We start from the raw sequence: 24,222 nt of genomic DNA on the forward strand, positions 1-24,222 counted from the left end.
GGGTTTACTCTAATTGAGATGCTTATCGTGCTGCTTATAATTGCTGTTCTCATTTTACTAATTATCCCAAACCTAGCTGGCAAGAGTAAAGAAGTGAATAAAAAAGGATGCATGGCGTTAAAGTCGATGGTTCAGTCGCAGGTTACTGCCTACGAACTGGCGGAAGGAAAGTTCCCAGCCAATCTTGATGAGCTCGTTTCTGGCGGCTATATTGAAAAAGATCAAAAGTCTTGTTCGAGCAAACAGACACTTCAGTATGACAGTACAACTGGCAAAGTGACTGTTTCGGAAAAGCCATGAACTGCGAAAAAGGTTTCACGCTTATTGAGTCCCTTCTTGCTCTATCCATTACCGGTCTGCTTCTGTTCATTGCTATACCAATTAGTTCCAAGTTTTTTGACAAACTTCAGGAGAAACTATTTTTTGAAACACTTAATCAACATCTTCTTGTTGCACAAAATGAGGCGATTACGACCAATCAGCCAATTTCGCTATTAATTAGAGAGGCGGATTACAACGTCAAAAGTGTCCATCATCAACTTCCATTCGAGCAAACGCTTCCTGATTCCTATAAATTCATCGGTTTTCCAAGAAGAAATGAAATTACATTCAACTACAAGGGATCTATCAGTTCAGCAGGCAAATTCAGTATAAAGGCAAAAGATAAATACTACTGGTTCATTCTCCCCCCTGGCAAAGGACGTGCTCGATTTGAAGAAAAGTAACGGGTTCACTTTCATTGAAATGCTCGTTTCGATTTCAATCATCTTAATGCTCGCCAGCTTAGCCATTCCAATTGCTTCAAAAATAAAAGCAGAGCGGCAAAAACTTAGCGATACGAGAATGTTCATTCAGCTCCTTCATGATGAACTTCAGCACATTCTATATGACAAAGAGCGCAAGACGAATGACAATTTTACCAGGAAAGTACGTAATCGTGAGTTGTCATTCTCGTTATATGAAGAAGGAGTATACCAGAAGGGATGTGTAAGTTGGAAAAATGCCGTACAGAAGCAGGAGTCACATTGTCTCTATGGCCATACCTCCAAGTGAGCATGGATTTACTTTCATCTCTTTGTTGCTAGGTCTTACATTTCTCGCAATTGCCTTTCCTTTGCTGGCTCACACTTTGAAAACAGCAAAACATGACAGTTATTATGAAGAGCTTTCCATTCAGCAATTCTTCTCTGTATTGAGGATTGAGCTAGCTCAGGCCAGCAATGTGCATATCGATTCCGATAAGAGAAAAATAAGCTATAAACTGCCTGATGATTCAGAGACTGCAGGGGTTGCCATGATCGGTCAATACGAAGATCTCATTCGCCGCCAAGTAGATAATCTTGGACATGAAATATATTTAAGGGGTATTCAAACCGTCCAATTTGAGAGACTTTCCTACGGATTGAAAGTTCTTATAGTTGGAAAAGGTGGTGAAGACTATTCAAAAGTTATCGTCCTACATGAAAAACAGTAAAGGGTTTATTTTTCCTGCTGTCCTGTTCTATACCGCAGCGATCTTCCTCCTAATTCAGACAATGACCCAAATGTACTTAACAGAAATAAGATTAACAAAAAACCTGATAGCACAACTTGAAACTGAAACTTTAATTCAAATGAGACTTCATGAGGCCAGGCAAGAGTATAAGTCCAAGCGGCCGACCAATAAAATATTAAATAAAAAATACGAATACCCTCATGGTTTTGTCGAAGTTGCTCTCTCCGAAACCTCACCTACGAAATATAAAGCAGCCTTAATAGCAAAAACCACAAACGGAGGAGTCCGATCAATTTCATCAACGGTAGATGTCCCCCCTCCCGCAAAGAGTAATAAAAAAGTAGATAAAAAAAAGAAGAAAGAAGAAGAAAAAATGGAAACAGAAGAACCGAAGAAAACTCCTACTAAAATTAAAGAAAAAGAGGAATAAAGAGACGCTTGTAAACTGTCAGGCAATTCATTTACTTTATAAAGAGCCTCGTTTATAATTGAAATGTAATCGTTTTCCAAAAGGAGGTATAGGCATGGATCGCATGTTCAGAGTCATTGCCTTTTGGACAGGTATCTTCACAGTCATGTTTTACATTGGTGATATGCAAAAAACCGCAATTCTCTTCTTAGTTCAAACCGCATTTTTCTTGACTGTCGGCTATCTGAACCTGTCTGAGCGCATGTACATGTATCTGTTTGCGGCATATTGCACTGTCTTCTTTGTCGGATTTACTTGGTATACGGAATTTATCCTTGTTCCAGGTTTCGGACACTGATGCAGCAATTTTGCTGTAAAACGAAAAAGACCCTCGCAAAGCTTGCAAGGGTCTTTTCTTATTACCTGACGTATACAAATGGATTATTCTGTTTTTCAGAACCTATCGTAGTATTTGGACCATGTCCGGGATAAACTGTATATGTATCCGGTAGTTGATAAAGTCGGCTTTTTATACTGTTTTCCAAAATATCACGGTCTCCGCCAGGCAAATCGGTGCGACCGATTCCTTGGAAAAACAATGCGTCGCCGCTTATTACTTTTTCATCTTCATGAAATACGAAACTTACACTCCCTGGCGAGTGTCCCGGCGTATGCAATACTTCGATAGAAAATGGACCAATTTCCATTTTTCCCTCATAAAGATAATGCTCTGCTGGAGACGTGACAATATCTTCTCCGGAAAAAAGCTTTGAACGGTTTAGACCAGAATCCTGAAGCCAGTCTTTTTCATCCTCATGAATATAAACTTCAGTTTGATAGCGCTTTCTTATTTCGTCCAAGGCTCCTATATGGTCGAAGTGTGCATGCGTCAACAAAATGGCCTGTGGTGTAAGATCAAGTTGATCTATCGCATGTTCGATTGCTTGAGCATCACTTCCCGGATCAATAATAATTGCATCTTTCCCCTTAAACACAATATAGCAGTTGGCACCAAGCGGTCCCAGGGACATTCCTTGAATATTCATCCTGCAAAACCTCCAGTTGTGACTGCTCCCCTTATCATTCAACCCTCTCGACAAAATGATTTATATCATTTAAAATAATAAGGAAATACTCAGTAAATATATAATAATACAAAAATGAGTCATACTTCAATGCTTTTTACAGCTCAAGGGAGGGAATCATATGGTACTCGGAATCATTCTGCTCGTCGTCGCTTTGCTGAGCGCTGTCTCGGTATTGCGTCAGCTGAAGTTGCGAAACCCTTTGGCAATTGCCTTCTCGGGACTTTCTGCATTGGCATTCGGATTCTTCTCAATTGCTACAATCATCTCGGAAATAACAGCTTAGATATGCGGCCCTCTCGGTTTATCCGTGAGGGTCCATTTTATTGACCAAGCAGTCTCTTTTCCTTGCTGATCAACAGTCGGCACATTCGATAGTCGTCCACACCTATCAATTTAGCTGCGTACAAATCCCCAATTTCCATTTCCAATAATTCAAGATCTCCGAGCCGATCTCCTGTATAAACGATAATGCCATGCTTCTTAAGCAGTTGTTGCACATCATATAAACTTTTCATTATGTGCCTCCGTTCAACGGACATAACGCTTGACCTTTCTTCATATAATGGCTTCTGAATACAAGATTAGGAAGGAATCCATACATGAAGAAAAAGCTGATCGCTCCTGTCCTCACTATCATTTTGTTTCTACTATACATTGCATTTGTACATCCTGCTGTCCAGACCATCACTTACTTCCCTCTCGCTGCAGATAAACAATATAAATATGCTTACACAAAGCTAATTCCACCTGTTGATGCGTCAGTTGATGGTAAGTATCGTGTGGACTGGACAAGTATTTCAATGAGCGAGGAACCTCTATATCTGCGTCAGGATGTGTCTCTTCTCTTTCGAAACGGATGCCTGATTGGCGCCCAGAGTTCCTGGAAGAAAAATACTGCCGCAATCAAAATGACAGAATATCCAGCTATGCAAGGTGATAGTCTTCTTGAAGCCATAACATTGCATCATGGTGAAATCCACGACATGCAAGATAACATCAGCTCTATCCAGGCAATGTCAAGTTCGCGCCTTTATATTGACTCGGATCGAAAAAAGCCATTTACAATCCATGCTTTCAATACTGCGTCTACAGATGAAGAAGCAGATTTTCAAAAAAGGATGGAGAGCAAAACAAAACAGCAACTGCTTTACCATTGGAATGATATTGCCAGCGAACTCAAAATTGATTTGAATGATTACATGACGATACCACTTGCTTCACTCGCACAATATGAAAATGAACCACTCCCCGGCATGACGGAAAAACAAACGAAAGAAACGGTCGGCAAGCTTTGGGAAGGTCTGTACAAGCAGTATATAATCAAAGTTTTAACTGATAGAAACCCTGACACTTGCATGCCTCTCATCTTGCTTGATCGCAAACAGAAACATCTTCAAGTCATTTATAGACTAAATGGTAAAACTGAACAGCTTATTCAAAGAATCAAACATTAGTCACCAGCATTCGTATTATAGAAAGTCTTTTCAGTAATAAGACATTCTACGGGTATATCGAATGACTCATTTGGTACATGATCGACCAATTGAATGTCTTCTGAAACGAGAGAGACGGTTCTGTTTTTATAACCTGCAAGGTAACGGTCATAGAAACCGCCGCCAAACCCGACCCGGTAACCGCGTTTATCAAACATAAGACCCGGTACTACAATTAGATCAATGCTATTCTTCTCAACAATTTCTGTTTCATTGGGCTTTGGCTCCAAGAGACCGTAGTAAACAACCTCAAGCTGATCATAAGAAGTGAAGGCATGGAAAGTGAGCTGCTTTGACTCAGGTTCACATTTCGGCACACATACTGTCTTGCCCGCTGCCCATGCAGCCTCAATAAATGGCTTCGTATCCCATTCGAAACCTTGAGAAACCGTAATGGCTACCGTCTTCGCTTTTTTCCAAATCTGGCGGTTTTGCAAAATTTCGAGCATCTGTGATTCGATTCGTTTCTTTTCTTCGGAGTCAAGTGCTTTCAAATTATGTATTGTCTGTTTACGCAATTCTGTTTTGTTCAAAGTCATCACCTCGGGCATAACCTTATGAAACGAACCCTTACCAAATGGATTGATAAGGGTTCGTTTTCATTTAGCTTATTTTGTTTCGCGATGTAGCGTATGCTTCTTCAAACGCGGGCAATATTTCTTAAGCTCGATGCGTTCAGGATTCGTTCTTTTATTTTTTGTAGTAATATAGTTGCGATCTCCTGTTTCAGTACATGCCAATGTAACATTTACACGCATGGGTATCCCTCCAGACTTAAGCTTGACAAACTCAAGCAGCATTCGTTTTCATACTCGTTAATGATAGCAGATTTTCTTGGGACAGGCAAGATGATTCGTTTAAGAAACATGCAGATTTGATGAGGATTCTGTTATGATAAAACAAGAAGCATAATTCATTTCAGGAGGTCGCATACATGTTACCAGCTTTTATTACAATCGGCATAATCGCCATCGTGCTAATTATTTTGTCATTTTTTATGAATGATAGAATCAAGGAGCTGGAAAAGCAGTTTGAACAGTTCTCGATTGGTGCCATGCAGGATACATATCAAATCAGGAAAAAAATCAAGCTGCTTGAGGAAGAAATGCTTTTAGATAACTTCCAAAAACCAGCTATGTCAGGGACCACTAATAGAAAGCCAACGATCCTTCAAGATGTGCTCAGTTTCTATGAACAAGGCTTTTCCTTTGAAGAAATTGCAAGAAGGACATCCCTCTCAGCAAGTGATGTACAGGACATCATCCGTACGAACCGCTAATATTCATTAAAAGGAGAGCGCTATGAAACAAACAGTTCGGGCATTCGCCATTGGCCTGCTCACCGCAGGAGCAATTATCGCGGGTATCTATTACATATCGGAAGACGGATCTGCAAACAAAAAAGCAATGACGCGTGATGAAATGGCCGATGAATTAAAAGAACAGGGTTACCGCATCATAACTGAGGAAGAATACATTTCATTTAAAGTACAGAAGGACAAGCAGCAGGCTGAATTGAATAAAAAGCAACAGTCCACTGCAAAGTCTCCTTCCAAGACTCAATCTGAAAAAAATTCTACCGAAGACGATAAGGAAGATTCTTCAGAAAAAGCATTTACCCTTCAGATCGCTTCAGGAATGAAAACAGCAGAGATTAGTGAGATGCTTGCGGACAATGGAATTATTGAAGATGCCAGGAAATTTGATGATTACTTGGAGAAGAATGACTATGCCAACAAAATACAAGTTGGCAAACATACACTTTCAAATCGTATGAGCGAAAAAGAGATAGCCGAAACTTTGACAAAATAAAGAGCACCGCCAGCTGGCGGTGCTCTTTTAGTTCAATTGGCAGTTCTCCCCTTTGACTAGGAAGACGACCGCCTCTGCAATATTTGTTACATGATCTGCAAATCTCTCAATGTAACGGGCACAAAAAGCCATATGTAATGCATGCTGGAGTTCTCCTTCATCCAAAATCTGTTCAGCGAAGAGTTCTTGGACAATCGTTTCATAAGAAGAGTCTATTTCATCATCCATTACACAAAATTGCATAGCAAGTGCTGCATCCTCATTTGTAAATGCTTTAATAGCAAGCTTTGCCATTTCAATTGCTTTTCTTTCCATTTTCAGTATCGACGGATGGAGTGCCAGCGGGCTATCCGAGCGAAGCTTAAGCGCTGTCTGAGCAATGTTTTTCGCATTGTCACCCATACGCTCCAGATCACTCGCGATTTTGAGTGCTGTAACAAGCCTGCGCAAATCTGTGGCGACAGGTTGCTGTCTTGCCATCAGTAGAAAAGCCTGATTGTTAATATCCAGCTCTATTCGATCGATTACAAGATCGTGCTCTATCACTGACTTGGCAAGCTCTGTATTTCGCATCGCCAAGGCTCCAACTGCATCAGCAAGCGCATTGATTGCCGCTTCGCCAAGTTTGATGATCTGATTATTCACTTTCTCAAGATCTGCTGCAAAAACACTCCTCGCTGTCATTCCCATCTCTCCCTCCAATTTATCCGAACCTGCCGCTAATATATTCTTCAGTCGCCCGTTCCTCCGGGTTTGAGAAAATCTTATCAGTCTCTCCTGTTTCAATGACTTTTCCATTGAGGAAAAATGCTGTTCGATCAGATATCCGGGCTGCCTGCTGCATGTTGTGTGTCACGATAACAATTGTGAATTTTTCTTTCAATTCCAGAATCAGATCTTCTACTCGGTTTGTTGAATTCGGATCAAGTGCAGATGTTGGCTCATCCATGAGAATGACTTCCGGGTTCGTCGCAATTGCCCGGGCAATACATAGGCGTTGCATTTGTCCTCCCGATAGCGCGAGAGCGGAATCTTTCAGCCGATCCTTTACTTCATCCCAAAGGGCCGCTTTTGTAAGTGAGTCCTGTACAATTGTATCCAGTTCCTTCTTATTGCGAAGTCCATGAATACGTGGCCCGAACGCTACATTATCATAAATCGACTGCGGAAAAGGATTGCCCTTTTGAAAAATCATTCCGATTTCCTTACGTAATTCTACAAGGTCTGTTTTTTCGGAAAGCAAATTTTTTCCTTGGAAATTAATTTCACCAGTCATTCGTAAGTTCGGTACTCTTCTAGCCATTAGATTTAAAGTTTTGAGGAAAGTAGATTTCCCGCAACCTGAGGGACCGATTATTGCAGTGACTTCCCGCTTGGCAATCTCAAGTTCAATATCGTACAAAGCTTGATTCTTACCGTACCATAAGTTCAGCTCATGCACTTTAAAAGCTGTGTCCACCATGCTGCCAATCGCACTGCTCATTAACCGAACCTCCCAGAAATATAATCTTCAGTCATCTTTTCACGTGGATTGGTGAACAGCTGATTTGTACTTCCAGTCTCAATTACTTTTCCGTTTAAGAAAAAGGCTGTATTGTCTGAAATTCGTGCTGCCTGCTGCATATTGTGCGTCACAATAATAATGGTATATCGCTCTTTCAACCGCATTGTCAGATCTTCCACTTTAGCAGTCGAAATTGGATCAAGTGCCGAAGTCGGTTCATCAAGAAGAAGAACACGTGGTTTCATTGCAAGTGCTCTCGCAATGGAAAGTCTCTGCTGCTGACCACCTGATAATGCGAGAGCAGACTCATGCAAACGGTCTTTCACTTCATCCCATAATCCCACTTCTTGCAGACTGTTTTCCACCGCCTCATCAAGTAAGCTTTTTTTACGTACTTTATAAAACTTCAATCCATGGACGATGTTATTGTAAATCGACTTTGCAAAAGGATTGGGTTTCTGAAACACCATTCCGACTTCTTTTCGAAGAGCAATGACATTTACTTCCTTACTTAAAATGTCTACATCCTCATAAATGATTTGCCCTGAGTGATATGCTGACGGAATGGTATCATTCATCCTGTTCAAGCTTCGTAAAAAAGTGGATTTGCCGCAGCCTGACGGACCAATCAAAGCTGTAATTTCATTTTTGGGGAACGAAAGATCGATATTATCGATCGCAATCTTTTTGCCATAGCTAATTGTCAAACCCTTGGCTTCAATTAGAGGTTCTGCCTGATCAACACGAACTTGAAAATCGGGAACTGTTAATTTTGCCGGCTTAGCAACTTTCTTCTCGAGCTGAGCTGTTTGCATCATTTATTTCTCCCTTCTTACTTCCCTGCTGTCAATTTCTTCTCGATGATTTTTCCAATGAAGCGTGCCCCAATATTAAACAACAGTACAGAAATAACTAGTACAGCCGCTCCGCCAAGGGCAATTTCTTTCACATCAGGCATAATGCCGTTCGTGTTGACAGACCAGATATGAACAGCAAGTGTTTCTGCCGGACGAAAAATATTAAGTGGTGAATTGGCAGCAAATGGGTTCAGATTTGCAAAATCAAGCTGTGGTGTAGAAAGACCAGCAGTGAAAAGCAATGCTGCAGCTTCGCCGAACACTCTTCCCGAGGCAAGAATTGCACCAGTTAGAATCCCAGGGAATGCTGCTGGCAAAATGACTGTCTTGATCGTATGCCATTTTGTAATCCCCAGCGCAAGGCTTGCTTCCTGCTGTGCACGTGGAATGCTGCGAATCGCCTCTTCACTAACTCGTACCATCACGGGAATATTGAAAATTGTCAATGCCAGTGCTCCGCCGATGATTGTGTAGCCCCATTCGAATGTATTAACGAATAGAAGCAGTCCGAACATACCGACAACGATTGATGGCAAAGAAGCAAGCATCTCAATGCAGATACGCAGAAAGTCTGTCACTTTACCCGGCTTCGCATATTCAGCCATATACACACCGCCTAGAACCCCAAGTGGGACGGTGAACAGCATAGTGATGAACAAAATATAAAACGAATTGAAGAGTTGATCTCTAATTCCTCCGCCCGCTCGGACAATGCTTGATGGCGTTGTGAGGAAAGAGTTCGATATATGAGGCAGTCCTTGAACTAGAATATAGCCGAAAAGACTTGCCAGAATCGCTACAAAAATCAGTGCAACTGCAATAAACCCTGTCGTCGCCAGTTTATCTGCGAATTTCGCATTCATCAGGCATTCCTCCTCGCTGACAGATAACGGATAATGAGAATGAACAGGAAGGAAATTGCCAGAAGGACAAGCCCCATTGACCATAAAGTGTTATTCTCTACGCTACCGTATGTTGTATGTCCCATATTCAATGTAATAATGGATGTCAAAGTTGCTGATGGATCAAGAACTCCACCCGGCATGTCACGAACATTTCCGATAACCATTTGTACTGCGAGCGCTTCACCGAATGCTCTTGCCATACCGAGAATGATAGCTGTAAAAAGTGCCGGTTTGGCAGCAGGCACGACAACTTTTCGAATCATTTGCCACCTTGTGGCGCCAAGTGCATAAGCTCCATCCCTAAGTTCATCGGGTTGGCTCTTAATTGCGTCTGTTGCAATCGAAGTAATAGTCGGCAATATCATGACCGACAGGACGATAACACCTGCAAGCATGCTGTAACCAGTACCGCCGACTGTATTGCGGATGAATGGCACGACAACTGTGAGTGCGATAAATCCGTATACAACACTTGGAATACCGACTAGAAGTTCGATGACTGGCTGAAGCACTTTCCTTCCCCAGGAAGGGGCGATTTCAATCATGAAGATCGCGCCTGCAATGCCGAGCGGTCCGGCAATCAATGCTGACAACAAAGTGACAGAGAGAGAACCTACTATAAATGGAAGCGCACCGTATTGCGGGTTTTCCGCAGTCGGGTTCCATTGTGAAGAAGTTAGGAACTCACTTAAGCCGACATCCCCATTAATAAAGGTCTGTATTCCTTTGGCAGTAAGGAAGGCTGTGATGGATAAAGTGGAAATAATAATGATGATTGCTGCAGTCATGACGAGGAGTCTGCCGCGGAATTCACTCCCCAATCTGCGCTGTTTTTTCAATAGTCTAGTTTTTGCTGTTGATTGTGCAGCTTCCATGAAGGTCACTCCCATAAGATTCATTGGAGCAAACTTCTTCCAGTTTGCTCCAATGAGTTGCATTTATTATTTCTTGATTTCAGTCTGCTTGCCTTCAGCGTCTCTTTCAACTTCCATTTTGTTAGCTGGAATGTATCCTTGTTCTTTCATCAATCCGCTTTGAATTTCGTCAGACATCATGAAATCAAGGAATTCCTTTGCCAATCCTTCAGGCTCGCCCTTTGTGTATGAATGCTGATAAGCCCAGATTGGGAACTTGCCGTTTTGGACATTTTCATCTTTTGGCTCAACATCATCAACGCTCAATGCTTTTACTGTATCATCAGTCAAATACGAGAATGCAAGATAACCGATCGCACCATCTGTTTCAGAAATGATTTTCTTAACTGTGTTAGAAGAATCCTCTGTAACACCTTCTGCTGGTGTTTCGCCATCAAGACCATATTTTACGAAAGTTGCACGTGTTCCAGATGAGTCAGGACGGTTAACAAGAACGATTTTTTGATCTTTGCCGCCAAGCTCTTTCCAGTTTTTAATTTTGCCTGTGAATACTTTTTTCAAGTCTTCTTTAGAAATATTGTCCAAGCCTGCTTCCGGGTGTACTACTGGAGCCATACCGACAACTGCAACTTTGTGATCTTTAAGCTCATCAGCCGGAATGCCTTCCTTTTCTTCAGCGAAAACATCAGAGTTTCCAATTGCTACTGTTCCTTCAGAAACTTCACTCAAACCTGTTCCAGAACCACCAGCATTTACTTGAATATCAGCGTCAGGATTTTTCGCTTTGAATTCTTCAGCTGCTGCTGCTACAAGTGGCTGCATTGCACTTGATCCAGAAATTGCAAGGGATTTGGATTCACCTTTTGTTTCTTCCTTGCTGTCAGAACCTCCACCATTGTTCTTTTCTGACGCTCCGGAATCTTTTGAATTGCCACAAGCAGCTAGCATGCCAACTGTTGCAATCAGACAGATGATCAGTATGTACCATTTTGTTTTTCTCATTTTTATAGCCCCCTATTTTCTAATGAGTTCCTCTTACAACTCTTATATTAAGACTTCACTGTTAAGCTTGTATAAGCCGACTGTAAAGTAATTGTAAATCACAAAAAACGCAAAAAAAACATGTGAGCTGCCATAAGCTTCTCACATGTTTTTAAAATTATTGTTCCACTACAGATTCTTCTTCATTATTCTTCTTTTTCTTATCAAAATAAGCATCCAGAATGCCTTCGCCTATTTCATAGTTGACGTGTGAACCGGAGTTCTTTGGCATGTTCGGTACAAGTAAAGCAAATGAAACTTCCGGATCATCAAACGGCGCATAGCCTATGAGAGACAGATTTTCTGTTTCCGCAAGCATTTTGCCATCTTCATAAACCTCATTCTGAGCTGTACCCGTTTTACCTGCCGGGTTATAACTCTTATTGGCAAAGGTGCCGCTTGCTGTTCCATTTGAAGCCTGGTATGCCGCTTTGAATCCGCCTTGAACATCCTTGATATACTGTTCATCCATTTGAATTCGATTCAAGACTTGTGTATCAACTGTTTTGAAGAGCGGGCTTTCTTCTGAATTCTCTTCAGAAGGTTCGCGCACCTCTTTTAGGAGATGAGGTTTCACCCGGTAGCCATCATTTGCAATTGTAGACACATATTGTGCCAACTGCATTGTTGTAAATGTATCATACTGTCCAATAGCAAAGTCCATTAGGAGACCGGCTGTTTTCTTCGTTCCCTTGTATCCTGTACTTTCATAAGGGAAATCAATTCCTGTATTTGTTCCAAGACCGAACTGACTGAAGTAGTTGCGCATTTCCTGGAATGCTTCCGGATTGAATTTCGCAGATCGTCCTGTCGGATTCCCATACTCTCCACCCATCCGAAGCGCTACATAGAACATATAAACGTTCGAAGATTGCGCCAGAGCCGTGTGGTAATTAATTGAGCCCATGTTTTTCCAAGAGCTTTTTGATGGAGTTCCAGCGATCTTAATAGGCGCATCATAGAAGTATTGGCTAGGTGATGTTACACCTGACTGGAAACCGGCAAGTACGGTAGCACCTTTGACAATCGAGCCTGGACGATTCGCATCATATAAAGCTTTATATGATGCATTTTCGAACTCACCTTTTTTGCGGTCGTAATGCTGCCCTGAGATAGCGAGGACTTCACCGGTTTTCGGTTTCATAACGACAGCGGTGACATCATTCATGTATGGTGCTCCACCGAGAACATGACTCATTTTTTCACGAACAACTTTATCGACCTTCTTCTGCAGATCCATGTCAATGGAAAGAATCAGATCCTTCCCGCGCTCACCCGGCACAATCGTCTCTGAATCAATAATCGCACCAGACTTGCTCGTCGTATACTGGATTTGTTCTTTTCTGCCACGCAGAAGACCTTCATATTGCTCTTCAAGACCTGTTTTGCCTACGCGGTCATTGCGACTGTACCCTCTTGTAAGGTAATATGCCGCTTTTTCCGCTGGAATTCCCTGATCTTGAGTCGTAATTGTTCCTAGCATGCTTTTGAACGTATCTTTGTTCGGATAGACGCGATCCCAGTCCGTAGTCGCATTAACTCCTGGCAATTCAGAAAGATGTTCGGCTACCTGTGCATACTCTTCCGGTGTTACATTTTCATTTTTGACGATTTGCTGGGAGAGTGCATAGCCTTTGTCCATCTCTTTTTTGATAGCCATAACTTTAAGCTCTTTGTCAGTAAAGCCGGAAATCTCTTCCTCAGTAATGCGATCAAGCGTTTTATTGTACAAATCTGCATTGCTCAAATCTTTAGATTCAGCCTGGCTAATTCGCTTGTCGGCTTCGTCACGGTGCTTCAAGTACCAGTATTCTTTCTTGTTTCGCTCTGTCAGTCCTTCAATTGCTTTCTTGTCCATAGAGATATATTTCGCAAGCTTCTCTGCGACTTCAAGCTTATCCTCTGCCTGAACTCCCTTTGGAGGCGTATACGTAATGGAATACAAAGCCTTGTTATCAACTACTACTTTGTGATTACGGTCAAAGATTTTGCCGCGTGGTACCGGAATGGCTGTTGTTTCCTGAACTGTGCGATCAATTTCGTCTTGATACTCCTGCCCTTTTAAAATCTGTACAACGCCTAGCTGAACAATAAGTACAGAAAACAGCAGGAAAACGACAACAAATACAAGATTCAGGCGAAAAGGCAATTGCGGCCTTTTCTTTTTCTTTTCCAATTGAATTCCCCCGCTCGTTGAAAAATGACTATGCTTTTCATTATAGCATTTTTCATGAAGAAATCAGCGATTTTTTTCGTCCAGTGCCATCCCGCCACGTGCTTTTGCCCGACTACCAGGTATTGTTCCAACCTTAATCTTTCGTATAGCGAAATAAATAAGCAAATGACCAGATCCAAAAATGACGAGCAAATAAGGTATCGCTTTTTCAGGGCTCAATAAATAGACAACTGGAATGAATAAAGAAATAGAAACAATCCGTCCGATATTTACGTACAATTCACGGACTACAATATATTCGATTCTTAGCTCGCCCGCCCTTCTTGCCTGTCCAATCACATCATATGTTAGTGAAATATAAGGAATCCGGAGTAATGGATATCCGATTCCAATGAGCAGTGCATACATATAAATATGGGCAGTATTAAACGGATTGACAATAACAAAGATGGAGCCAAACAGGATGATTCCACCGATTAAAATAGCTTTCTTCCTTCGTTGCGGAGTAATCCACCTCGCTGCACAAAAATAAACAACGAGGGACATCCCAGAAAGGATCACATTGAACCAGCCAAGAGACAGTTCACTTTTCGTTACAAGATAAACCCATATAGAAATAACAAAAAGATAGATCCCTTCACGGAGTCCCTGAAGAAAATGCGCGTTAAGAATTGCGCGCCATTTACGATTGTATCGTCGTTCCTCTACAACTTTACCAAACAAGAATTGGCCTTCTGCTTTTCTACCCTTTAAAAAGAAGCTTGTCGCTATGGCGAGAATAAACAGAAAAAACGAAGCAATAAATATCGCGGTATAGCCGCTGAAAGCATTAAGCCTGCTAATCGCCTCGCCGGCTATTAGTGGACCAGCCATACCGGCAAACGACTCCAATATCCCATGAGATCCATTAAAGAAATCCCGATTTTCCGGTTCAGTGATTTCAAAAGTAAGGACATTATATGCTAGCCAGTAAAATCCATAACCCACACCAAGTACGCTGCCCAGGATGAAGCTGAAACCAGGAGCCTTTTCCCCAATGAAGAGAACAGCTAAAAAGAATAAGGACAGGAAGACAATCCCGGTTCTCAGCACTTTTACCCTGTCAATCTTTTTGGCCAATTTGCCAGCGAGCATGAATGCAATTGGCTGGAACAGATAAATTGCCAAATTAAAAATACCGAGCACAACATAACTCTGCGAATTCTTCCACATGTAAACATTCACAAAAGTATTGGATAGGAAAATTCCCAATGCATATAAACCGCCAATACAAAGGAGCAACACAAAATTTTTATCCATATTCTTTTTTTCGAAAAGAGCATTGATCCGCGTTCGCATAAACATGACTCCTTCTCTGTCATGAATAGTTTGGTCAATTAACCATCTGATATGCGAATGGGGTTAAATCAAATTAGGAGAAAAAATTAAAAAGGCACAGGATGTGCAATCCTGTGCCTTTTAATTGTTCTCAATTTATTTGTTTTTTGCTTCCTGGTAGTTCTGTTCAACCTGCTCCCAGTTAACAATATTCCAGAACTGCTTAGCATATTCAGGGCGTTTGTTCTGATACTTCAAGTAGTATGCATGTTCCCAAACGTCAAGACCAAGAAGTGGTGTCTTTCCTTCCATGATCGGGTTGTCCTGATTAGGTGTGCTGGTAACTTCAAGCTTATCGCCATTTAGAACAAGCCATGACCAGCCAGAACCGAAACGTGTAGCTGCAGCTTTTTCAAATTGAGCCTTGAATTCATCAAAGCTTCCGAATGAGCTGTCAATCGCTTGAGCAAGATCACCTGTAGGATTGCCGCCACCGTTTGGAGAAAGTGTTTTCCAGAAGAAGCTATGGTTCGCATGGCCTCCACCATTATTGCGGACAGCCGGACGAATGTCTACTGGAACAGAATCAAGATTTTTGATCAGTTCTTCAACCGGCTGGGACTGAAGGTCATCATGTCCTTCAAGAGCAGCATTCAGATTTGTTACGTATGTGTTATGGTGCTTCGTATGGTGAATATTCATTGTTTCCTTGTCAATTGTAGGCTCCAATGCATCATATGGATAAGGCAATGAAGGCAATTCAAATTTTGTCATCGTAACATCCTCCTAATAGTATGCTTCAGTAGTTGAGTCTCCCTAAGAGTACCAAAGTGTGGAAAGGTGCGCAACAAATTTGCCTTCAAATATAAGGTGTTCGCTCGGTTTAATACATATCTCTATTATTAAAGTTTTCATTCATAATAGGTAAATAAAATTGCTGTTCAACATTCGGTTAAATTTAAACAAATAAAAAAGCAGAGGTATAATACCTCTGCTTTTTAAAAGATGGCGCAGGACGGAATCGAACCGCCGACACAAGGATTTTCAGTCCTTTGCTCTACCGACTGAGCTACTGAGCCGTTATGTACTGTCTTGCTACGAGAATAATTATACTTGATAATGATTTCTCCGTCAACAGTTTTTTAAATGGAGGAGGTAGAGGGATTCGAACCCCCGCGGGCTGTTACACCCCTGTCGGTTTTCAAGACCGATCCCTTCAGCCAGACTTGGGTATACCTCCATATTGTTCAAAGTGGACCCTGCAGGACTCGAACCTGCGACCGATCGGTTATGAGCCGATAGCTCTAACCAACTGAGCTAAGGGTCCGTGCTCGTATAATTAGAGGGCGATTGATGGGGATCGAACCCACGAATGCCGGAGCCACAATCCGGTGCGTTAACCACTTCGCCACAACCGCCGTATGATGTTGCAATAAAAAATAAATGGTAGCGGCAGAGGGGATCGAACCCCCGACCTCACGGGTATGAACCGTACGCTCTAGCCAGCTGAGCTACGCCGCCATATGGCTCCACAGGTAGGATTCGAACCTACGACCGATCGGTTAACAGCCGATTGCTCTACCACTGAGCTACTGTGGAATAAATAATTATTTGTTTCAGCAACGTTTAATACTATAACACTTCTTTCAACTCTTGTCAAACATTTTTTATAAAAAAATTAAGGCGTGCTATGTATTCCATCGCTTGGACAATGAATAATATAGCACGCCTTAAAATAAAATGCAATCAAAAAATTAATTTATTCTCCAAGTACTTCTTCTGATATATTCACGGCGTGATCTGCTATCCTTTCAAGGTTGCTGATCATATCGACAAAAACGATTCCCGCAGACCCTGTGCAAGCCCCTTCATTCATACGAATAATATGCTGTTTACGGAATTGCCGCTCCATTTTATCAATCTGTTCTTCCTTCTTGACTACACCAAGCGCATCTTCCTTATCCATTACGTCCAGTGCATGAATCGACTGTTTAACGGTAGCTATTGTAAGATCAAACATATTATTTAAATCTTCCAGAGCATTTTCAGTCATATTTACTTTATTGGAAAGTTTGTAATCAATCAATTCAATAATATTTTCGAAATGATCTCCGATTCGTTCAATATCACGGACAGAACCCATCAAAGCCATATGGCGTGCACTGTCAGCTTCTGACAATGTCCTTCTTGATGTACTAACGAGGTAATCGGTAATTTTCTGGTCTAGATTGTTCAGTGCCCCTTCAATCTGCATCGCCATCTCGGAATGGCGTGGTTGTGAAGTATTCAAATATTTATTCGTTTCTTCCAGCCCGTTCACGGCGAATTCTCCCATGCGGATTATTTCTGCCTTCGCCTGGTCAAGTGCCAAAACAGGAGATTGCTCAATGAAAATCGGGTCAAGGTGCTGAGGTTTGTATTCAACTGTTACATCCTCTCCAGGTATGAAGCGGATTGCAAGCCAAGCCAGAGCTCCGATGAATGGGAATTGGATGATTGTATTAATGACATTAAAGCTTCCATGACTGAATGCAATTGTCATTTTCGGATCGAGATGCAGTGCACCTTGCAAATATGTTATGTAATTCATGAATAAAGGCAGGAAAATCAGGAATATGATTGTCCCAAGAATATTGAATACGACATGTGTGAAAGCTGCTCTCTTTGCTGCAACCGAAGCACCGATTGCCGCAAGGATTGCTGTAATTGTCGTTCCAATATTATCTCCAAACAGAACAGGTATGGCCGCTTGCAAATCGATCGCACCTTCTGCGAAAAGTCCTTGCAAGATACCGATTGTCGCACTGGAGCTTTGAACTATTAAAGTAAACAGTGTCCCTACTACTACGCCTAGTATTGGACTTGAACTCATATGTAATGTCAAATCATGAAAAGATTCTAATGTTCTAAGAGGCTTCATACCTTCGCTCATAAGCTCAAGCCCGTAAAATAGTGCTCCAAAGCCAAAGACAGCTTGTCCTAGCGCTTGTAGCTTCTGGTTCTTAAAGAAGAAAATCAGGAAGCAGCCGGCAGCAATTATTGGCAAAGCATAAGCACCAATATTAATACCAATGATGAAGGCTGTAACCGTTGTTCCAATGTTCGCCCCCATAATGACGCCTATTGCCTGGCGCAGAGTCATAAATCCGGCGTTTACAAGCCCTACAGTTAGCACTGTTGTACCGGAACTGCTCTGTATGAGAATCGTTACAGCAATACCCGCGAGTACTCCGAGAAACGGATTACTGGTCAGCTTGTCAAGTATGTCACGCAACCTATTTCCTGCTGATTTTTGGAGGCCGTCCCCCATATATTTAATTCCGAGCAGGAAAATCCCTAATCCCCCCAGGAACTCAAACAGCAATTTTTGCAAGTCAAAATCCACAGTGTCTCTCCCCTTGTTTGTAAGCTAATTGCAAACCAATTATTGATAAGTATTCATTGTTTGTAAAGATTACAACGATTGAATTAACACTAAATTTACAATGGCTTCAGAAAAACATGAATACCTCATTCGAATGGGACATAATGATTTCCTAATGAGGCAATCGGTTCTGAGGTGCATAAATTATGAAACGTCTAGTCATTTTTCTTCTCCTCCTGCTTTCAATCATGAGCATAGCTGATGATCTGAAAACAGAACCGCAGGCAGTTAATAATGACTTTAAGATTCAAGCATTGCAGCAACACCGTGTACAGCCAGGGGAGACTGTTCTGTCCATTTCAGAGCATATCCATAACGGTCAAATACCAATCTCGGATATTTCCCTGCTCCTAGAGGATTTTAGCCGTTATAATAACAATGCTGATCCATATGCACTCATTAATGGAAAAACCTATTACTTCCCCATTTATACGGATTAAAAAAAGCAGAAGGGCAAAATAGCCGCTTCTGCTTTTAGCCGTTTATGAAAACGGCAGTACAAACATTCTGCCGAGAATCGAGATGATTCCGACAATGATTGCGATATTGCCGAGTGTTCTCGCATTTCTCTGTCTGGCCATAATGCCGAGGATAATACCTGCAGCTCCAAGAATGACCGGGAGAAGGAAGAAGGAGAGAATTGATAGTGCTACGGCGAACCAGCCAAAGCCATGATGTTCATCAGCATCTTTAGCATCCATTTCGGTCTGCTGCTCATTATGAGATACAGGTGCTGTTACATCATCTGCAGTCAGTTCCCCTGCTATCTCTTCATTCCGTTCGTCCAATGATTTATATGGTTCATGGAAACGAAATTCATCATCAGGTACCTTAGTCTGGTTTGTCTCACGATTCTTTTCAGTATCCAATTGAAGCCCTCCCTTATATTGAGGTGCTCACTTATTATATGGACATAGGGAAGAAATCAAACACCGGTTGCACATTTGGAAAAATTAAGATGGTACACGCTATTTTTAGTAGGCTCTTGCATACACTAAGGTATTACATGTAAAGGAGAAGAGACATGTCTATTTTCATTAAAACGATGGTCATCCATAAATTAAGGCAGCTTACCACAGAGGATCTGCTTCAATATGCACGTGAATATGATTTTCCCATTAACAAGGAGGAAGCTGCTGAAATTTCATCCTACTTAAAAAAGGCTGATATCAATCCGTTCCAGTCTTCAGGCAGAGCTGCCATGATGAAAGAACTTGCGGCGATCACTTCTCCTGAAGTTGCAAAAAGCGCGAATGAGCTCTTTTTGCAGCTCATTCGCGCCAATGGCGTAGAACACCTATTTAATTCATGACCGAGTCCAGAATTTCTTCCTTTAGACCTTCTCGGAAGCGGCCTTCTTTCAGCATGGATATTTCGAAGAAATAAGGTGCCTTTTTGTTCTTTTTATCTTCCCCTATAAAAGGAGTTTCGAGAATTTTAGGAAGCTCAGCTAGCGCCGGATGATGAACGACACCATGTAGGGCTTCAAAGCTGATATGGCCAAAACCGATATTTTCATGGCGGTCTTTGGCCGCTCCCTTTTCATTTTTACTGTCATTGACATGAACGACTTTGATTCGGTCTATCCCAACAATTTTGTCAAACTGTTCAAGAACTCCATCAAAATCTTCCTTTACGTTATAACCGGCATCATGAAGATGGCAAGTGTCAATGCAGACGCTGAGATGTTCATTATGCGTTACACCATCAATGATTCGGGCAATCTCTTCAAAGTTGCGGCCGATTTCCGTCCCTTTCCCGGCCATCGTTTCCAAAGCGATTTGCACATTCTCATCCTTGGCTAGTACTTCATTCAAACCTTCAACAATTTTGGCAATACCAGCGTCAACACCAGCGCCAACATGTGCACCTGGATGAAGGACAATCTGTCTTGCCCCAAGTGCGAGTGTACGATCGATTTCACTGCGCAAGAAATTAACACCGAGCTCGAAAGTCTCCGGTTTTGTTGTATTTCCGATATTGATGATATACGGAGCATGAACGACAATATCAGCCATCCCATTTTCCTTCATATGCTGAAGGCCTGCTTCAATATTCAATTCTTCAATAGCTTTTCTACGTGTATTCTGAGGTGCCCCTGTGTAGATCATGAACGTATTTGCACCGTATTTCGCTGCTTCCTCACTGGAGCCGAGGAGCATTTTCTTACCGCTCATTGAGACATGCGAACCGATTTTAACCAAATCAACTACACCCTTCCATCAGCGTTTTTTCTTGAAACCTGCTTTTTTGCTCAACTGTCTTTTTACAGACTGCTGCTGGTGTTTCATTTTCTTTTTATAACCTGGTTTTACTTTCTTCGCTTTTCTTACTTGTTTCCACGCCTGTTGGTCAATATCGGCATCAGTTTTCTTCCTTGTGCTTCGCTTGTTCCACGCATTTGCCTCTGTCCAAGAACCGTTTTTAACATCGCTGAATTGGAATTCAATTCCTTTTTCTTCTAGTTTCTCAATCAGCTTGATATCTTCTTCTCTATACAGGCTAATAACAACGCCTTCCATTCCTGCGCGTGCCGTTCTGCCTGATCTGTGAATATAGAATTCCTCTTCTTTTGGCAATTGTGCGTTAATGACATGACTGACACCTTTAATATCAATACCACGTGAAGCCAAGTCTGTCGCAACGATAAATTCAAAGCGCAAGCTCTGAATATCCTTCAAGACTCTTTTTCGTTCACGAGGCGACAAACCACCATGTAGAAGTCCAACATTCAAACCTTTGCCGATCAATTCTGCCGAAAGCTTGTCCGCCTGTTCTTTGCTGTTTGTAAAAACCATAGCCAAATATGGTTGAATAACTTCAGCAATTTTGAGAATCATATCTCCTTCTGATCGATGCTTAAGAGGAATTAGACGATGTTCCAGTGTCTCTGGAGAAATCCCATTGTCAATTTTGACATGTAATGGATTTTCCATGTACTTCTTAAGGAAATGCTCAAGACGCTGCGGAATTGTAGCAGAAAATACGAGGAGCTGGATATCTTGTCTTGACTTAACAAGAAGCTGGTCCACCTCATTAATAAATCCGAGGTCTATCATCAAATCTGCTTCATCAATTACAAAAGCATCCGCTTCGTAGATGGATAGAGCTTCCTGATTGACCATTTCCAAAATGCGTCCTGGTGTCCCAACGACAACATGGGGAACATTTTTTAGTTTTTCTGCCATACGCTTCTTATCAGTCCCACCAATAAGAAGTTTTGCACTAATCTTTTCTTCATTTCCACTGAAAGAAATCAGATTTTTTACATCTTCAAAAATCTGTGTTGCAAGTTCGCGTGTCGGCGCAGTAATAACACATTGCACCTCATTCAATTCAGGATCAATTCGGCTGAATAGCGGCAGCAAATAGGCATGTGTCTTTCCTGATCCCGTATGAGACTGACCAATAACACTAAGACCGCTCAACGCTTTTGGAATTACTTTTTCCTGAATTTCAGTAGGTTTTTTAAATTTCAATCGCTCTACAGCCTGCAATAGACCGTTCTGCAGATTAAATTGGGAAAATCTGTTCTTTTCCATTATGTTTTATGACTCCTTTTAGTCAGACGAATCTGAATGGATCGGTACAAGAAGCTGATATATTAACTTCCAGTTCTGTCCCGAATACTTCTTCAAGATAAGCTGCGATTTCTTTTTTAATCGCTTTTTCAATATAATGCCCTGCATCCACAACAGCAAGTCCCATTGCTTCTGCATCTTGGGCAGTGTGGAATGACACATCACCCGTCACATATACATCCACACCTGAACGCCTTGCATCTTCAATATATTTTTCTCCGCTCCCGCCAAGTACCGCGCAGCTCGAAACTAACTTAGTGGGCTCTCCAATATAGCGGAGATGATCCATTCCAAGACGCTCTTTTACAAATTTGGCAAATGACTCGAGAGTCATACTCTCTTCAAGTGTGCCGACTTTCCCTAGACCGTACGTTACTCCTTTATTCTCGAGTGCGTAAATGTCTATAGCCGGCTCTTCATATGGATGCTTGCTATGAATAACTTCAAGAATACTGTTCAATTCAGCTTCCTTGATAATTGTTTCTACTTTCACTTCATCGACCTGCTCCAGCTTGCCTTCTTCACCAATGAAAGGATTCGTTCCTGAATCGGGCTTAAACGTTCCAGTACCAGCATATCGGAATGTACAATGACTGTAATTTCCAATATGACCAGCCCCTGCTTCTCCTAGTGAACTGCGTAGCTCGGATTCATGATCTTTCGGTATATAGACGGCTACTTTAAGCAGTTTCTCCGATTTTTCTTCAATCATATGCACTGTATTTTGCAATCCGAGCAGCTTCGCTAGTATATCATTCATACCGTGATTCGCAATATCAAGATTTGTGTGAGCCGCATAAACAGAGATTTTATTTTCAATAAGCTTTTCAATAATCCTACCTTTGGGTGAATCTGTATCTAGTTTCTTTAGAGGCTTGAACATGAGGGGATGGTGAGCGATAATCAGATCCGCTCCCTCTTGGATTGCCTCGTCTGCAACGTTTTCCAGCACATCAAGTGTAACGAGCACTTTTTTTGATTCACGAGATGTAGATCCTACTTGCAGACCGACATTGTCCCAAGAACTGGCGAGCCATTTTGGAGCCCAGCGCTCAATCGCCTGGAAAATGTCTGAATTTCTAACCATTGCTCAGAACCTCCTTCATCCAGTCTTTTTCCTGTCTGAATCGATCCATTTTTTTCTCGTCTTTTTCAGCAGCCTGTTCCATTTGAATTAGAACCCGTTCCAAATTTTGCAATTCACCTTGCCATTTTTCAATGAAAGGTTGTGGCCTTTCCTTGCTCAATATTGGACCAAACAGCGCTTCCTTCTCAGTTAAAGTACATTTGCCGTCTGTCTTTACAGCCGAAATAATTTCGTATATATGGCCTTTTTCCTTAAGGATTGCTTCATCTTCTATACTATAGCCATGATCAACGAGCCATTTTCGTGTACTTCGCGCATCGACATTCGGCTGGGCGATGATTTTCTCGACTCCCGCCAATTTTTCTTTTCCAGCTTCCAAAATTGTTGAGATTAGAGTCCCACCCATGCCCGCGATAACCACTTCTTTAACTTCTCCGGGAGAAATGACAGAAAGCCCATCTCCATGCCGCACATCAATCCGCTCTTGCAGTCCATTTTCGAGGACCGTACTGCGCGCACTCTCAAAAGGCCCTTCATTCAATTCCCCTGCAATAGCAGAAGCTTCAGAGTCCCTTTTGCATACATAGCACGGAAGATAGGCATGATCTGAGCCAATATCTGCAAATTTAGTTCCTTTACCTAGAAAATCAGCAACACGTTGCAAACGTTCTGATAGTTTTAATGAGTGTTCCATTTTACCAGCATCCTTGTCATAATGAACAAAAGCCTTCTGAGCATGCCAGAAAGCTTTTCGTCCTTGCTATTATTTATGTTCGGCGAGCCAACCGGCAAGCGCATCAGCCTGAGCCTCATCGACTATACCTGCAGGCATCTGTCCTTTACCCTTCATAATAATATTATGAATTTCCTTTTCTGACAACTGTCCGCCTACTTTACGAAGATCTGGACCGAATCCGCCGGAAAGGTCATTCCCATGGCAACTTGCGCAAGAGTTGGCAAAAATATCTTCAGGTGCTTCAGATGATTTCTTTTCCGTTTTTTGTTCTGTCTGTTCACCATTTGCTTTTTTCTCAATCGCTTCCCGCTGATTCACGCCAGCAATAGAGATGACGATGACCATAACAATTCCTACAATGGCAATGATCGCATATGGGATAACTGCATTTCTCTTCATGGATTTTCCTCCTCATTCAACTTG

The 24,222-nt window shown here is 41.8% G+C and carries 32 protein-coding genes and 6 tRNA genes; 12 read left to right on the top strand and 26 right to left on the bottom strand.

Annotation, left to right across the window (positions count from 1 at the left end; translation table 11 throughout):
• Window positions 1–18 precede the first annotated feature (18 nt).
• The 6 genes from comGC (at window position 19) to QR721_RS07800 (ending at window position 2,262) form a co-directional block, all read left to right on the top strand.
• The gene (comGC, locus tag QR721_RS07775; protein WP_431189538.1) at window positions 19–300 is read left to right on the top strand and encodes a competence type IV pilus major pilin ComGC; all 282 of its coding nucleotides are present in this window, start codon (window positions 19–21) and stop codon (window positions 298–300) included.
• On the top strand, window positions 297–725 hold the full coding sequence (comGD, locus tag QR721_RS07780; RefSeq protein WP_348025673.1) for a competence type IV pilus minor pilin ComGD: 429 nt from the start codon (window positions 297–299) through the stop codon (window positions 723–725). The genes comGC and comGD overlap by 4 nt, the downstream gene beginning before the upstream one ends.
• The gene (locus tag QR721_RS07785; protein WP_348025676.1) at window positions 712–1,053 is read left to right on the top strand and encodes a type II secretion system protein; all 342 of its coding nucleotides are present in this window, start codon (window positions 712–714) and stop codon (window positions 1,051–1,053) included. Before comGD ends, QR721_RS07785 begins: the two co-directional genes overlap by 14 nt.
• Entirely contained in the window at window positions 1,034–1,474 is a 441-nt protein-coding gene (locus QR721_RS07790; protein ID WP_348025678.1) for a competence type IV pilus minor pilin ComGF, read from the top strand. Before QR721_RS07785 ends, QR721_RS07790 begins: the two co-directional genes overlap by 20 nt.
• Window positions 1,461–1,925, top strand: coding sequence for a hypothetical protein (locus QR721_RS07795; protein WP_348025680.1), 465 nt, complete (start codon window positions 1,461–1,463; stop codon window positions 1,923–1,925). The genes QR721_RS07790 and QR721_RS07795 overlap by 14 nt, the downstream gene beginning before the upstream one ends.
• A 94-nt stretch (window positions 1,926–2,019) precedes the next feature.
• Complete coding sequence (locus QR721_RS07800; protein ID WP_348025682.1) at window positions 2,020–2,262, top strand: DUF2626 domain-containing protein; 243 nt, start codon at window positions 2,020–2,022, stop codon at window positions 2,260–2,262.
• Window positions 2,263–2,323: 61 nt separating this feature from the next.
• Here the strand turns inward: QR721_RS07800 and QR721_RS07805 are convergent, their stop codons facing one another.
• A complete protein-coding gene (locus QR721_RS07805; protein WP_348025684.1) occupies window positions 2,324–2,950 on the bottom strand; it encodes an MBL fold metallo-hydrolase in 627 nt (208 codons plus the stop codon).
• 160 nt (window positions 2,951–3,110) lie between these two features.
• Here QR721_RS07805 and QR721_RS07810 point away from each other — a divergent pair, with 160 nt between their 5' ends.
• The gene (locus QR721_RS07810; protein ID WP_348025686.1) at window positions 3,111–3,275 is read left to right on the top strand and encodes a DUF2759 family protein; all 165 of its coding nucleotides are present in this window, start codon (window positions 3,111–3,113) and stop codon (window positions 3,273–3,275) included.
• Between the two features lie 37 nt (window positions 3,276–3,312).
• Here the strand turns inward: QR721_RS07810 and QR721_RS07815 are convergent, their stop codons facing one another.
• Complete coding sequence (locus QR721_RS07815) at window positions 3,313–3,507, bottom strand: YqgQ family protein (RefSeq protein WP_348025688.1); 195 nt, start codon at window positions 3,505–3,507, stop codon at window positions 3,313–3,315.
• A gap of 84 nt (window positions 3,508–3,591) precedes the next feature.
• Here QR721_RS07815 and QR721_RS07820 point away from each other — a divergent pair, with 84 nt between their 5' ends.
• Window positions 3,592–4,446 carry a hypothetical protein gene (locus QR721_RS07820; protein ID WP_348025690.1) on the top strand — a complete coding sequence of 285 codons (855 nt, stop codon included), beginning with the start codon at window positions 3,592–3,594 and terminating at the stop codon, window positions 4,444–4,446.
• Here QR721_RS07820 and QR721_RS07825 read toward each other — a convergent pair.
• Together QR721_RS07825 and rpmG are read right to left on the bottom strand one after the other, a co-directional pair.
• Entirely contained in the window at window positions 4,443–5,024 is a 582-nt protein-coding gene (locus tag QR721_RS07825; protein ID WP_431189495.1) for a 5-formyltetrahydrofolate cyclo-ligase, read from the bottom strand. The genes QR721_RS07820 and QR721_RS07825 overlap by 4 nt on opposite strands.
• A 69-nt stretch (window positions 5,025–5,093) precedes the next feature.
• Window positions 5,094–5,243, bottom strand: a complete 150-nt coding sequence (gene rpmG, locus QR721_RS07830) for a 50S ribosomal protein L33 (RefSeq protein WP_348025694.1) — start codon at window positions 5,241–5,243, stop codon at window positions 5,094–5,096.
• A gap of 176 nt (window positions 5,244–5,419) precedes the next feature.
• Between rpmG and QR721_RS07835 the strand changes: the two genes are divergently transcribed.
• On the top strand, window positions 5,420–5,764 hold the full coding sequence (locus QR721_RS07835) for a hypothetical protein (protein WP_348025696.1): 345 nt from the start codon (window positions 5,420–5,422) through the stop codon (window positions 5,762–5,764).
• A gap of 22 nt (window positions 5,765–5,786) precedes the next feature.
• Window positions 5,787–6,296 carry a hypothetical protein gene (locus tag QR721_RS07840; protein WP_348025698.1) on the top strand — a complete coding sequence of 170 codons (510 nt, stop codon included), beginning with the start codon at window positions 5,787–5,789 and terminating at the stop codon, window positions 6,294–6,296.
• Window positions 6,297–6,323: 27 nt separating this feature from the next.
• Here QR721_RS07840 and phoU read toward each other — a convergent pair whose 3' ends face one another.
• The 16 genes from phoU to QR721_RS07920 all read right to left on the bottom strand — a co-directional run bounded on the left by phoU (window position 6,324) and on the right by QR721_RS07920 (window position 18,356).
• Window positions 6,324–6,980 carry a phosphate signaling complex protein PhoU gene (gene phoU, locus QR721_RS07845; RefSeq protein WP_348025700.1) on the bottom strand — a complete coding sequence of 219 codons (657 nt, stop codon included), beginning with the start codon at window positions 6,978–6,980 and terminating at the stop codon, window positions 6,324–6,326.
• Between the two features lie 19 nt (window positions 6,981–6,999).
• Window positions 7,000–7,779, bottom strand: coding sequence for a phosphate ABC transporter ATP-binding protein PstB (pstB, locus tag QR721_RS07850; RefSeq protein ID WP_348025702.1), 780 nt, complete (start codon window positions 7,777–7,779; stop codon window positions 7,000–7,002).
• Window positions 7,779–8,615, bottom strand: coding sequence for a phosphate ABC transporter ATP-binding protein PstB (gene pstB, locus QR721_RS07855; protein ID WP_348029812.1), 837 nt, complete (start codon window positions 8,613–8,615; stop codon window positions 7,779–7,781). The genes pstB (QR721_RS07850) and pstB (QR721_RS07855) overlap by 1 nt, the downstream gene beginning before the upstream one ends.
• A 17-nt stretch (window positions 8,616–8,632) precedes the next feature.
• A complete protein-coding gene (pstA, locus tag QR721_RS07860; RefSeq protein ID WP_348025703.1) occupies window positions 8,633–9,520 on the bottom strand; it encodes a phosphate ABC transporter permease PstA in 888 nt (295 codons plus the stop codon).
• Window positions 9,520–10,437 carry a phosphate ABC transporter permease subunit PstC gene (pstC, locus tag QR721_RS07865; RefSeq protein ID WP_348025705.1) on the bottom strand — a complete coding sequence of 306 codons (918 nt, stop codon included), beginning with the start codon at window positions 10,435–10,437 and terminating at the stop codon, window positions 9,520–9,522. The genes pstA and pstC overlap by 1 nt, the downstream gene beginning before the upstream one ends.
• Window positions 10,438–10,503: 66 nt before the next feature.
• Window positions 10,504–11,439 (bottom strand): phosphate ABC transporter substrate-binding protein, encoded by a 936-nt coding sequence (locus QR721_RS07870; RefSeq protein ID WP_348025707.1) that lies wholly within the window; start codon window positions 11,437–11,439, stop codon window positions 10,504–10,506.
• A 157-nt stretch (window positions 11,440–11,596) separates the two neighbouring features.
• Window positions 11,597–13,654, bottom strand: coding sequence for a peptidoglycan D,D-transpeptidase FtsI family protein (locus tag QR721_RS07875; protein ID WP_348025709.1), 2,058 nt, complete (start codon window positions 13,652–13,654; stop codon window positions 11,597–11,599).
• A gap of 63 nt (window positions 13,655–13,717) precedes the next feature.
• Complete coding sequence (locus QR721_RS07880; RefSeq protein WP_348025711.1) at window positions 13,718–14,992, bottom strand: MFS transporter; 1,275 nt, start codon at window positions 14,990–14,992, stop codon at window positions 13,718–13,720.
• Between the two features lie 135 nt (window positions 14,993–15,127).
• Window positions 15,128–15,745, bottom strand: a complete 618-nt coding sequence (locus tag QR721_RS07885) for a superoxide dismutase (protein ID WP_348025713.1) — start codon at window positions 15,743–15,745, stop codon at window positions 15,128–15,130.
• 232 nt (window positions 15,746–15,977) lie between these two features.
• Window positions 15,978–16,050: transfer RNA gene (locus QR721_RS07890), tRNA-Phe, on the bottom strand.
• A gap of 68 nt (window positions 16,051–16,118) precedes the next feature.
• A tRNA-Ser gene (locus tag QR721_RS07895) sits at window positions 16,119–16,211 on the bottom strand.
• 13 nt (window positions 16,212–16,224) lie between these two features.
• Window positions 16,225–16,298: transfer RNA gene (locus tag QR721_RS07900), tRNA-Ile, on the bottom strand.
• Window positions 16,299–16,316: 18 nt separating this feature from the next.
• Window positions 16,317–16,389, bottom strand: a tRNA-His gene (locus tag QR721_RS07905).
• Between the two features lie 26 nt (window positions 16,390–16,415).
• A tRNA-Met gene (locus QR721_RS07910) sits at window positions 16,416–16,492 on the bottom strand.
• Between the two features lie 3 nt (window positions 16,493–16,495).
• Window positions 16,496–16,570 (bottom strand) — tRNA-Asn (locus QR721_RS07915).
• Window positions 16,571–16,730: 160 nt separating this feature from the next.
• Entirely contained in the window at window positions 16,731–18,356 is a 1,626-nt protein-coding gene (locus QR721_RS07920; protein ID WP_348025715.1) for a Na/Pi cotransporter family protein, read from the bottom strand.
• Window positions 18,357–18,541: 185 nt separating this feature from the next.
• On the opposite strand from QR721_RS07920, the gene QR721_RS07925 reads away from it, so the two are divergent.
• The gene (locus QR721_RS07925; RefSeq protein ID WP_348025717.1) at window positions 18,542–18,835 is read left to right on the top strand and encodes a hypothetical protein; all 294 of its coding nucleotides are present in this window, start codon (window positions 18,542–18,544) and stop codon (window positions 18,833–18,835) included.
• A gap of 42 nt (window positions 18,836–18,877) precedes the next feature.
• On the opposite strand, the gene QR721_RS07930 is transcribed toward QR721_RS07925, so the two are convergent.
• The gene (locus QR721_RS07930) at window positions 18,878–19,264 is read right to left on the bottom strand and encodes a DUF4190 domain-containing protein (protein WP_348025719.1); all 387 of its coding nucleotides are present in this window, start codon (window positions 19,262–19,264) and stop codon (window positions 18,878–18,880) included.
• 155 nt (window positions 19,265–19,419) lie between these two features.
• Between QR721_RS07930 and QR721_RS07935 the strand changes: the two genes are divergently transcribed.
• Window positions 19,420–19,707 (top strand): DUF2624 domain-containing protein, encoded by a 288-nt coding sequence (locus QR721_RS07935; protein ID WP_348025721.1) that lies wholly within the window; start codon window positions 19,420–19,422, stop codon window positions 19,705–19,707.
• On the opposite strand, the gene QR721_RS07940 is transcribed toward QR721_RS07935, so the two are convergent.
• The 5 genes from QR721_RS07940 to cccA all read right to left on the bottom strand — a co-directional run bounded on the left by QR721_RS07940 (window position 19,697) and on the right by cccA (window position 24,198).
• Window positions 19,697–20,599 (bottom strand): deoxyribonuclease IV, encoded by a 903-nt coding sequence (locus QR721_RS07940; protein ID WP_348025723.1) that lies wholly within the window; start codon window positions 20,597–20,599, stop codon window positions 19,697–19,699. The two genes, QR721_RS07935 and QR721_RS07940, sit on opposite strands and share 11 nt — an antisense overlap.
• A gap of 18 nt (window positions 20,600–20,617) precedes the next feature.
• Window positions 20,618–21,937: a DEAD/DEAH box helicase gene (locus QR721_RS07945; RefSeq protein WP_348025725.1), complete on the bottom strand. Its 1,320-nt coding sequence runs from the start codon at window positions 21,935–21,937 to the stop codon at window positions 20,618–20,620.
• 22 nt (window positions 21,938–21,959) lie between these two features.
• Window positions 21,960–23,063, bottom strand: coding sequence for a Nif3-like dinuclear metal center hexameric protein (locus tag QR721_RS07950; RefSeq protein ID WP_348025727.1), 1,104 nt, complete (start codon window positions 23,061–23,063; stop codon window positions 21,960–21,962).
• Entirely contained in the window at window positions 23,056–23,757 is a 702-nt protein-coding gene (locus QR721_RS07955; RefSeq protein WP_348025729.1) for a tRNA (adenine(22)-N(1))-methyltransferase, read from the bottom strand. The genes QR721_RS07950 and QR721_RS07955 overlap by 8 nt, the downstream gene beginning before the upstream one ends.
• 69 nt (window positions 23,758–23,826) lie before the next feature.
• On the bottom strand, window positions 23,827–24,198 hold the full coding sequence (gene cccA / locus QR721_RS07960; protein WP_348025731.1) for a cytochrome c550: 372 nt from the start codon (window positions 24,196–24,198) through the stop codon (window positions 23,827–23,829).
• Between the last annotated feature and the right edge of the window lie 24 nt (window positions 24,199–24,222).

It is taken from the genome of Aciduricibacillus chroicocephali (assembly GCF_030762805.1).
Classification (GTDB): Bacteria; Bacillota; Bacilli; order Bacillales; family Amphibacillaceae; genus Aciduricibacillus; species Aciduricibacillus chroicocephali.

Excerpts from the sequence above, each read along its gene's own strand:
- comGC (WP_431189538.1), top strand. The coding sequence starts at position 19 with ATGCTTATCGTGCTGCTTATAATTGCTGTTCTCATTTTACTAATTATC.
- comGD (WP_348025673.1), top strand. The coding sequence starts at position 297 with ATGAACTGCGAAAAAGGTTTCACGCTTATTGAGTCCCTTCTTGCTCTA.
- QR721_RS07790 (WP_348025678.1), top strand. The coding sequence starts at position 1,034 with ATGGCCATACCTCCAAGTGAGCATGGATTTACTTTCATCTCTTTGTTG.
- QR721_RS07795 (WP_348025680.1), top strand. The coding sequence starts at position 1,461 with ATGAAAAACAGTAAAGGGTTTATTTTTCCTGCTGTCCTGTTCTATACC.
- QR721_RS07800 (WP_348025682.1), top strand. The coding sequence starts at position 2,020 with ATGGATCGCATGTTCAGAGTCATTGCCTTTTGGACAGGTATCTTCACA.
- QR721_RS07805 (WP_348025684.1), bottom strand. The coding sequence starts at position 2,950 with ATGAATATTCAAGGAATGTCCCTGGGACCGCTTGGTGCCAACTGCTAT.
- QR721_RS07810 (WP_348025686.1), top strand. The coding sequence starts at position 3,111 with ATGGTACTCGGAATCATTCTGCTCGTCGTCGCTTTGCTGAGCGCTGTC.
- QR721_RS07815 (WP_348025688.1), bottom strand. The coding sequence starts at position 3,507 with ATGAAAAGTTTATATGATGTGCAACAACTGCTTAAGAAGCATGGCATT.
- QR721_RS07820 (WP_348025690.1), top strand. The coding sequence starts at position 3,592 with ATGAAGAAAAAGCTGATCGCTCCTGTCCTCACTATCATTTTGTTTCTA.
- QR721_RS07825 (WP_431189495.1), bottom strand. The coding sequence starts at position 5,024 with ATGACTTTGAACAAAACAGAATTGCGTAAACAGACAATACATAATTTG.
- rpmG (WP_348025694.1), bottom strand. The coding sequence starts at position 5,243 with ATGCGTGTAAATGTTACATTGGCATGTACTGAAACAGGAGATCGCAAC.
- QR721_RS07835 (WP_348025696.1), top strand. The coding sequence starts at position 5,420 with ATGTTACCAGCTTTTATTACAATCGGCATAATCGCCATCGTGCTAATT.
- QR721_RS07840 (WP_348025698.1), top strand. The coding sequence starts at position 5,787 with ATGAAACAAACAGTTCGGGCATTCGCCATTGGCCTGCTCACCGCAGGA.
- phoU (WP_348025700.1), bottom strand. The coding sequence starts at position 6,980 with ATGACAGCGAGGAGTGTTTTTGCAGCAGATCTTGAGAAAGTGAATAAT.
- pstB (WP_348025702.1), bottom strand. The coding sequence starts at position 7,779 with ATGAGCAGTGCGATTGGCAGCATGGTGGACACAGCTTTTAAAGTGCAT.
- pstB (WP_348029812.1), bottom strand. The coding sequence starts at position 8,615 with ATGCAAACAGCTCAGCTCGAGAAGAAAGTTGCTAAGCCGGCAAAATTA.
- pstA (WP_348025703.1), bottom strand. The coding sequence starts at position 9,520 with ATGAATGCGAAATTCGCAGATAAACTGGCGACGACAGGGTTTATTGCA.
- pstC (WP_348025705.1), bottom strand. The coding sequence starts at position 10,437 with ATGGAAGCTGCACAATCAACAGCAAAAACTAGACTATTGAAAAAACAG.
- QR721_RS07870 (WP_348025707.1), bottom strand. The coding sequence starts at position 11,439 with ATGAGAAAAACAAAATGGTACATACTGATCATCTGTCTGATTGCAACA.
- QR721_RS07880 (WP_348025711.1), bottom strand. The coding sequence starts at position 14,992 with ATGCGAACGCGGATCAATGCTCTTTTCGAAAAAAAGAATATGGATAAA.
- QR721_RS07885 (WP_348025713.1), bottom strand. The coding sequence starts at position 15,745 with ATGACAAAATTTGAATTGCCTTCATTGCCTTATCCATATGATGCATTG.
- QR721_RS07925 (WP_348025717.1), top strand. The coding sequence starts at position 18,542 with ATGAAACGTCTAGTCATTTTTCTTCTCCTCCTGCTTTCAATCATGAGC.
- QR721_RS07935 (WP_348025721.1), top strand. The coding sequence starts at position 19,420 with ATGTCTATTTTCATTAAAACGATGGTCATCCATAAATTAAGGCAGCTT.
- QR721_RS07945 (WP_348025725.1), bottom strand. The coding sequence starts at position 21,937 with ATGGAAAAGAACAGATTTTCCCAATTTAATCTGCAGAACGGTCTATTG.
- QR721_RS07950 (WP_348025727.1), bottom strand. The coding sequence starts at position 23,063 with ATGGTTAGAAATTCAGACATTTTCCAGGCGATTGAGCGCTGGGCTCCA.
- QR721_RS07955 (WP_348025729.1), bottom strand. The coding sequence starts at position 23,757 with ATGGAACACTCATTAAAACTATCAGAACGTTTGCAACGTGTTGCTGAT.
- cccA (WP_348025731.1), bottom strand. The coding sequence starts at position 24,198 with ATGAAGAGAAATGCAGTTATCCCATATGCGATCATTGCCATTGTAGGA.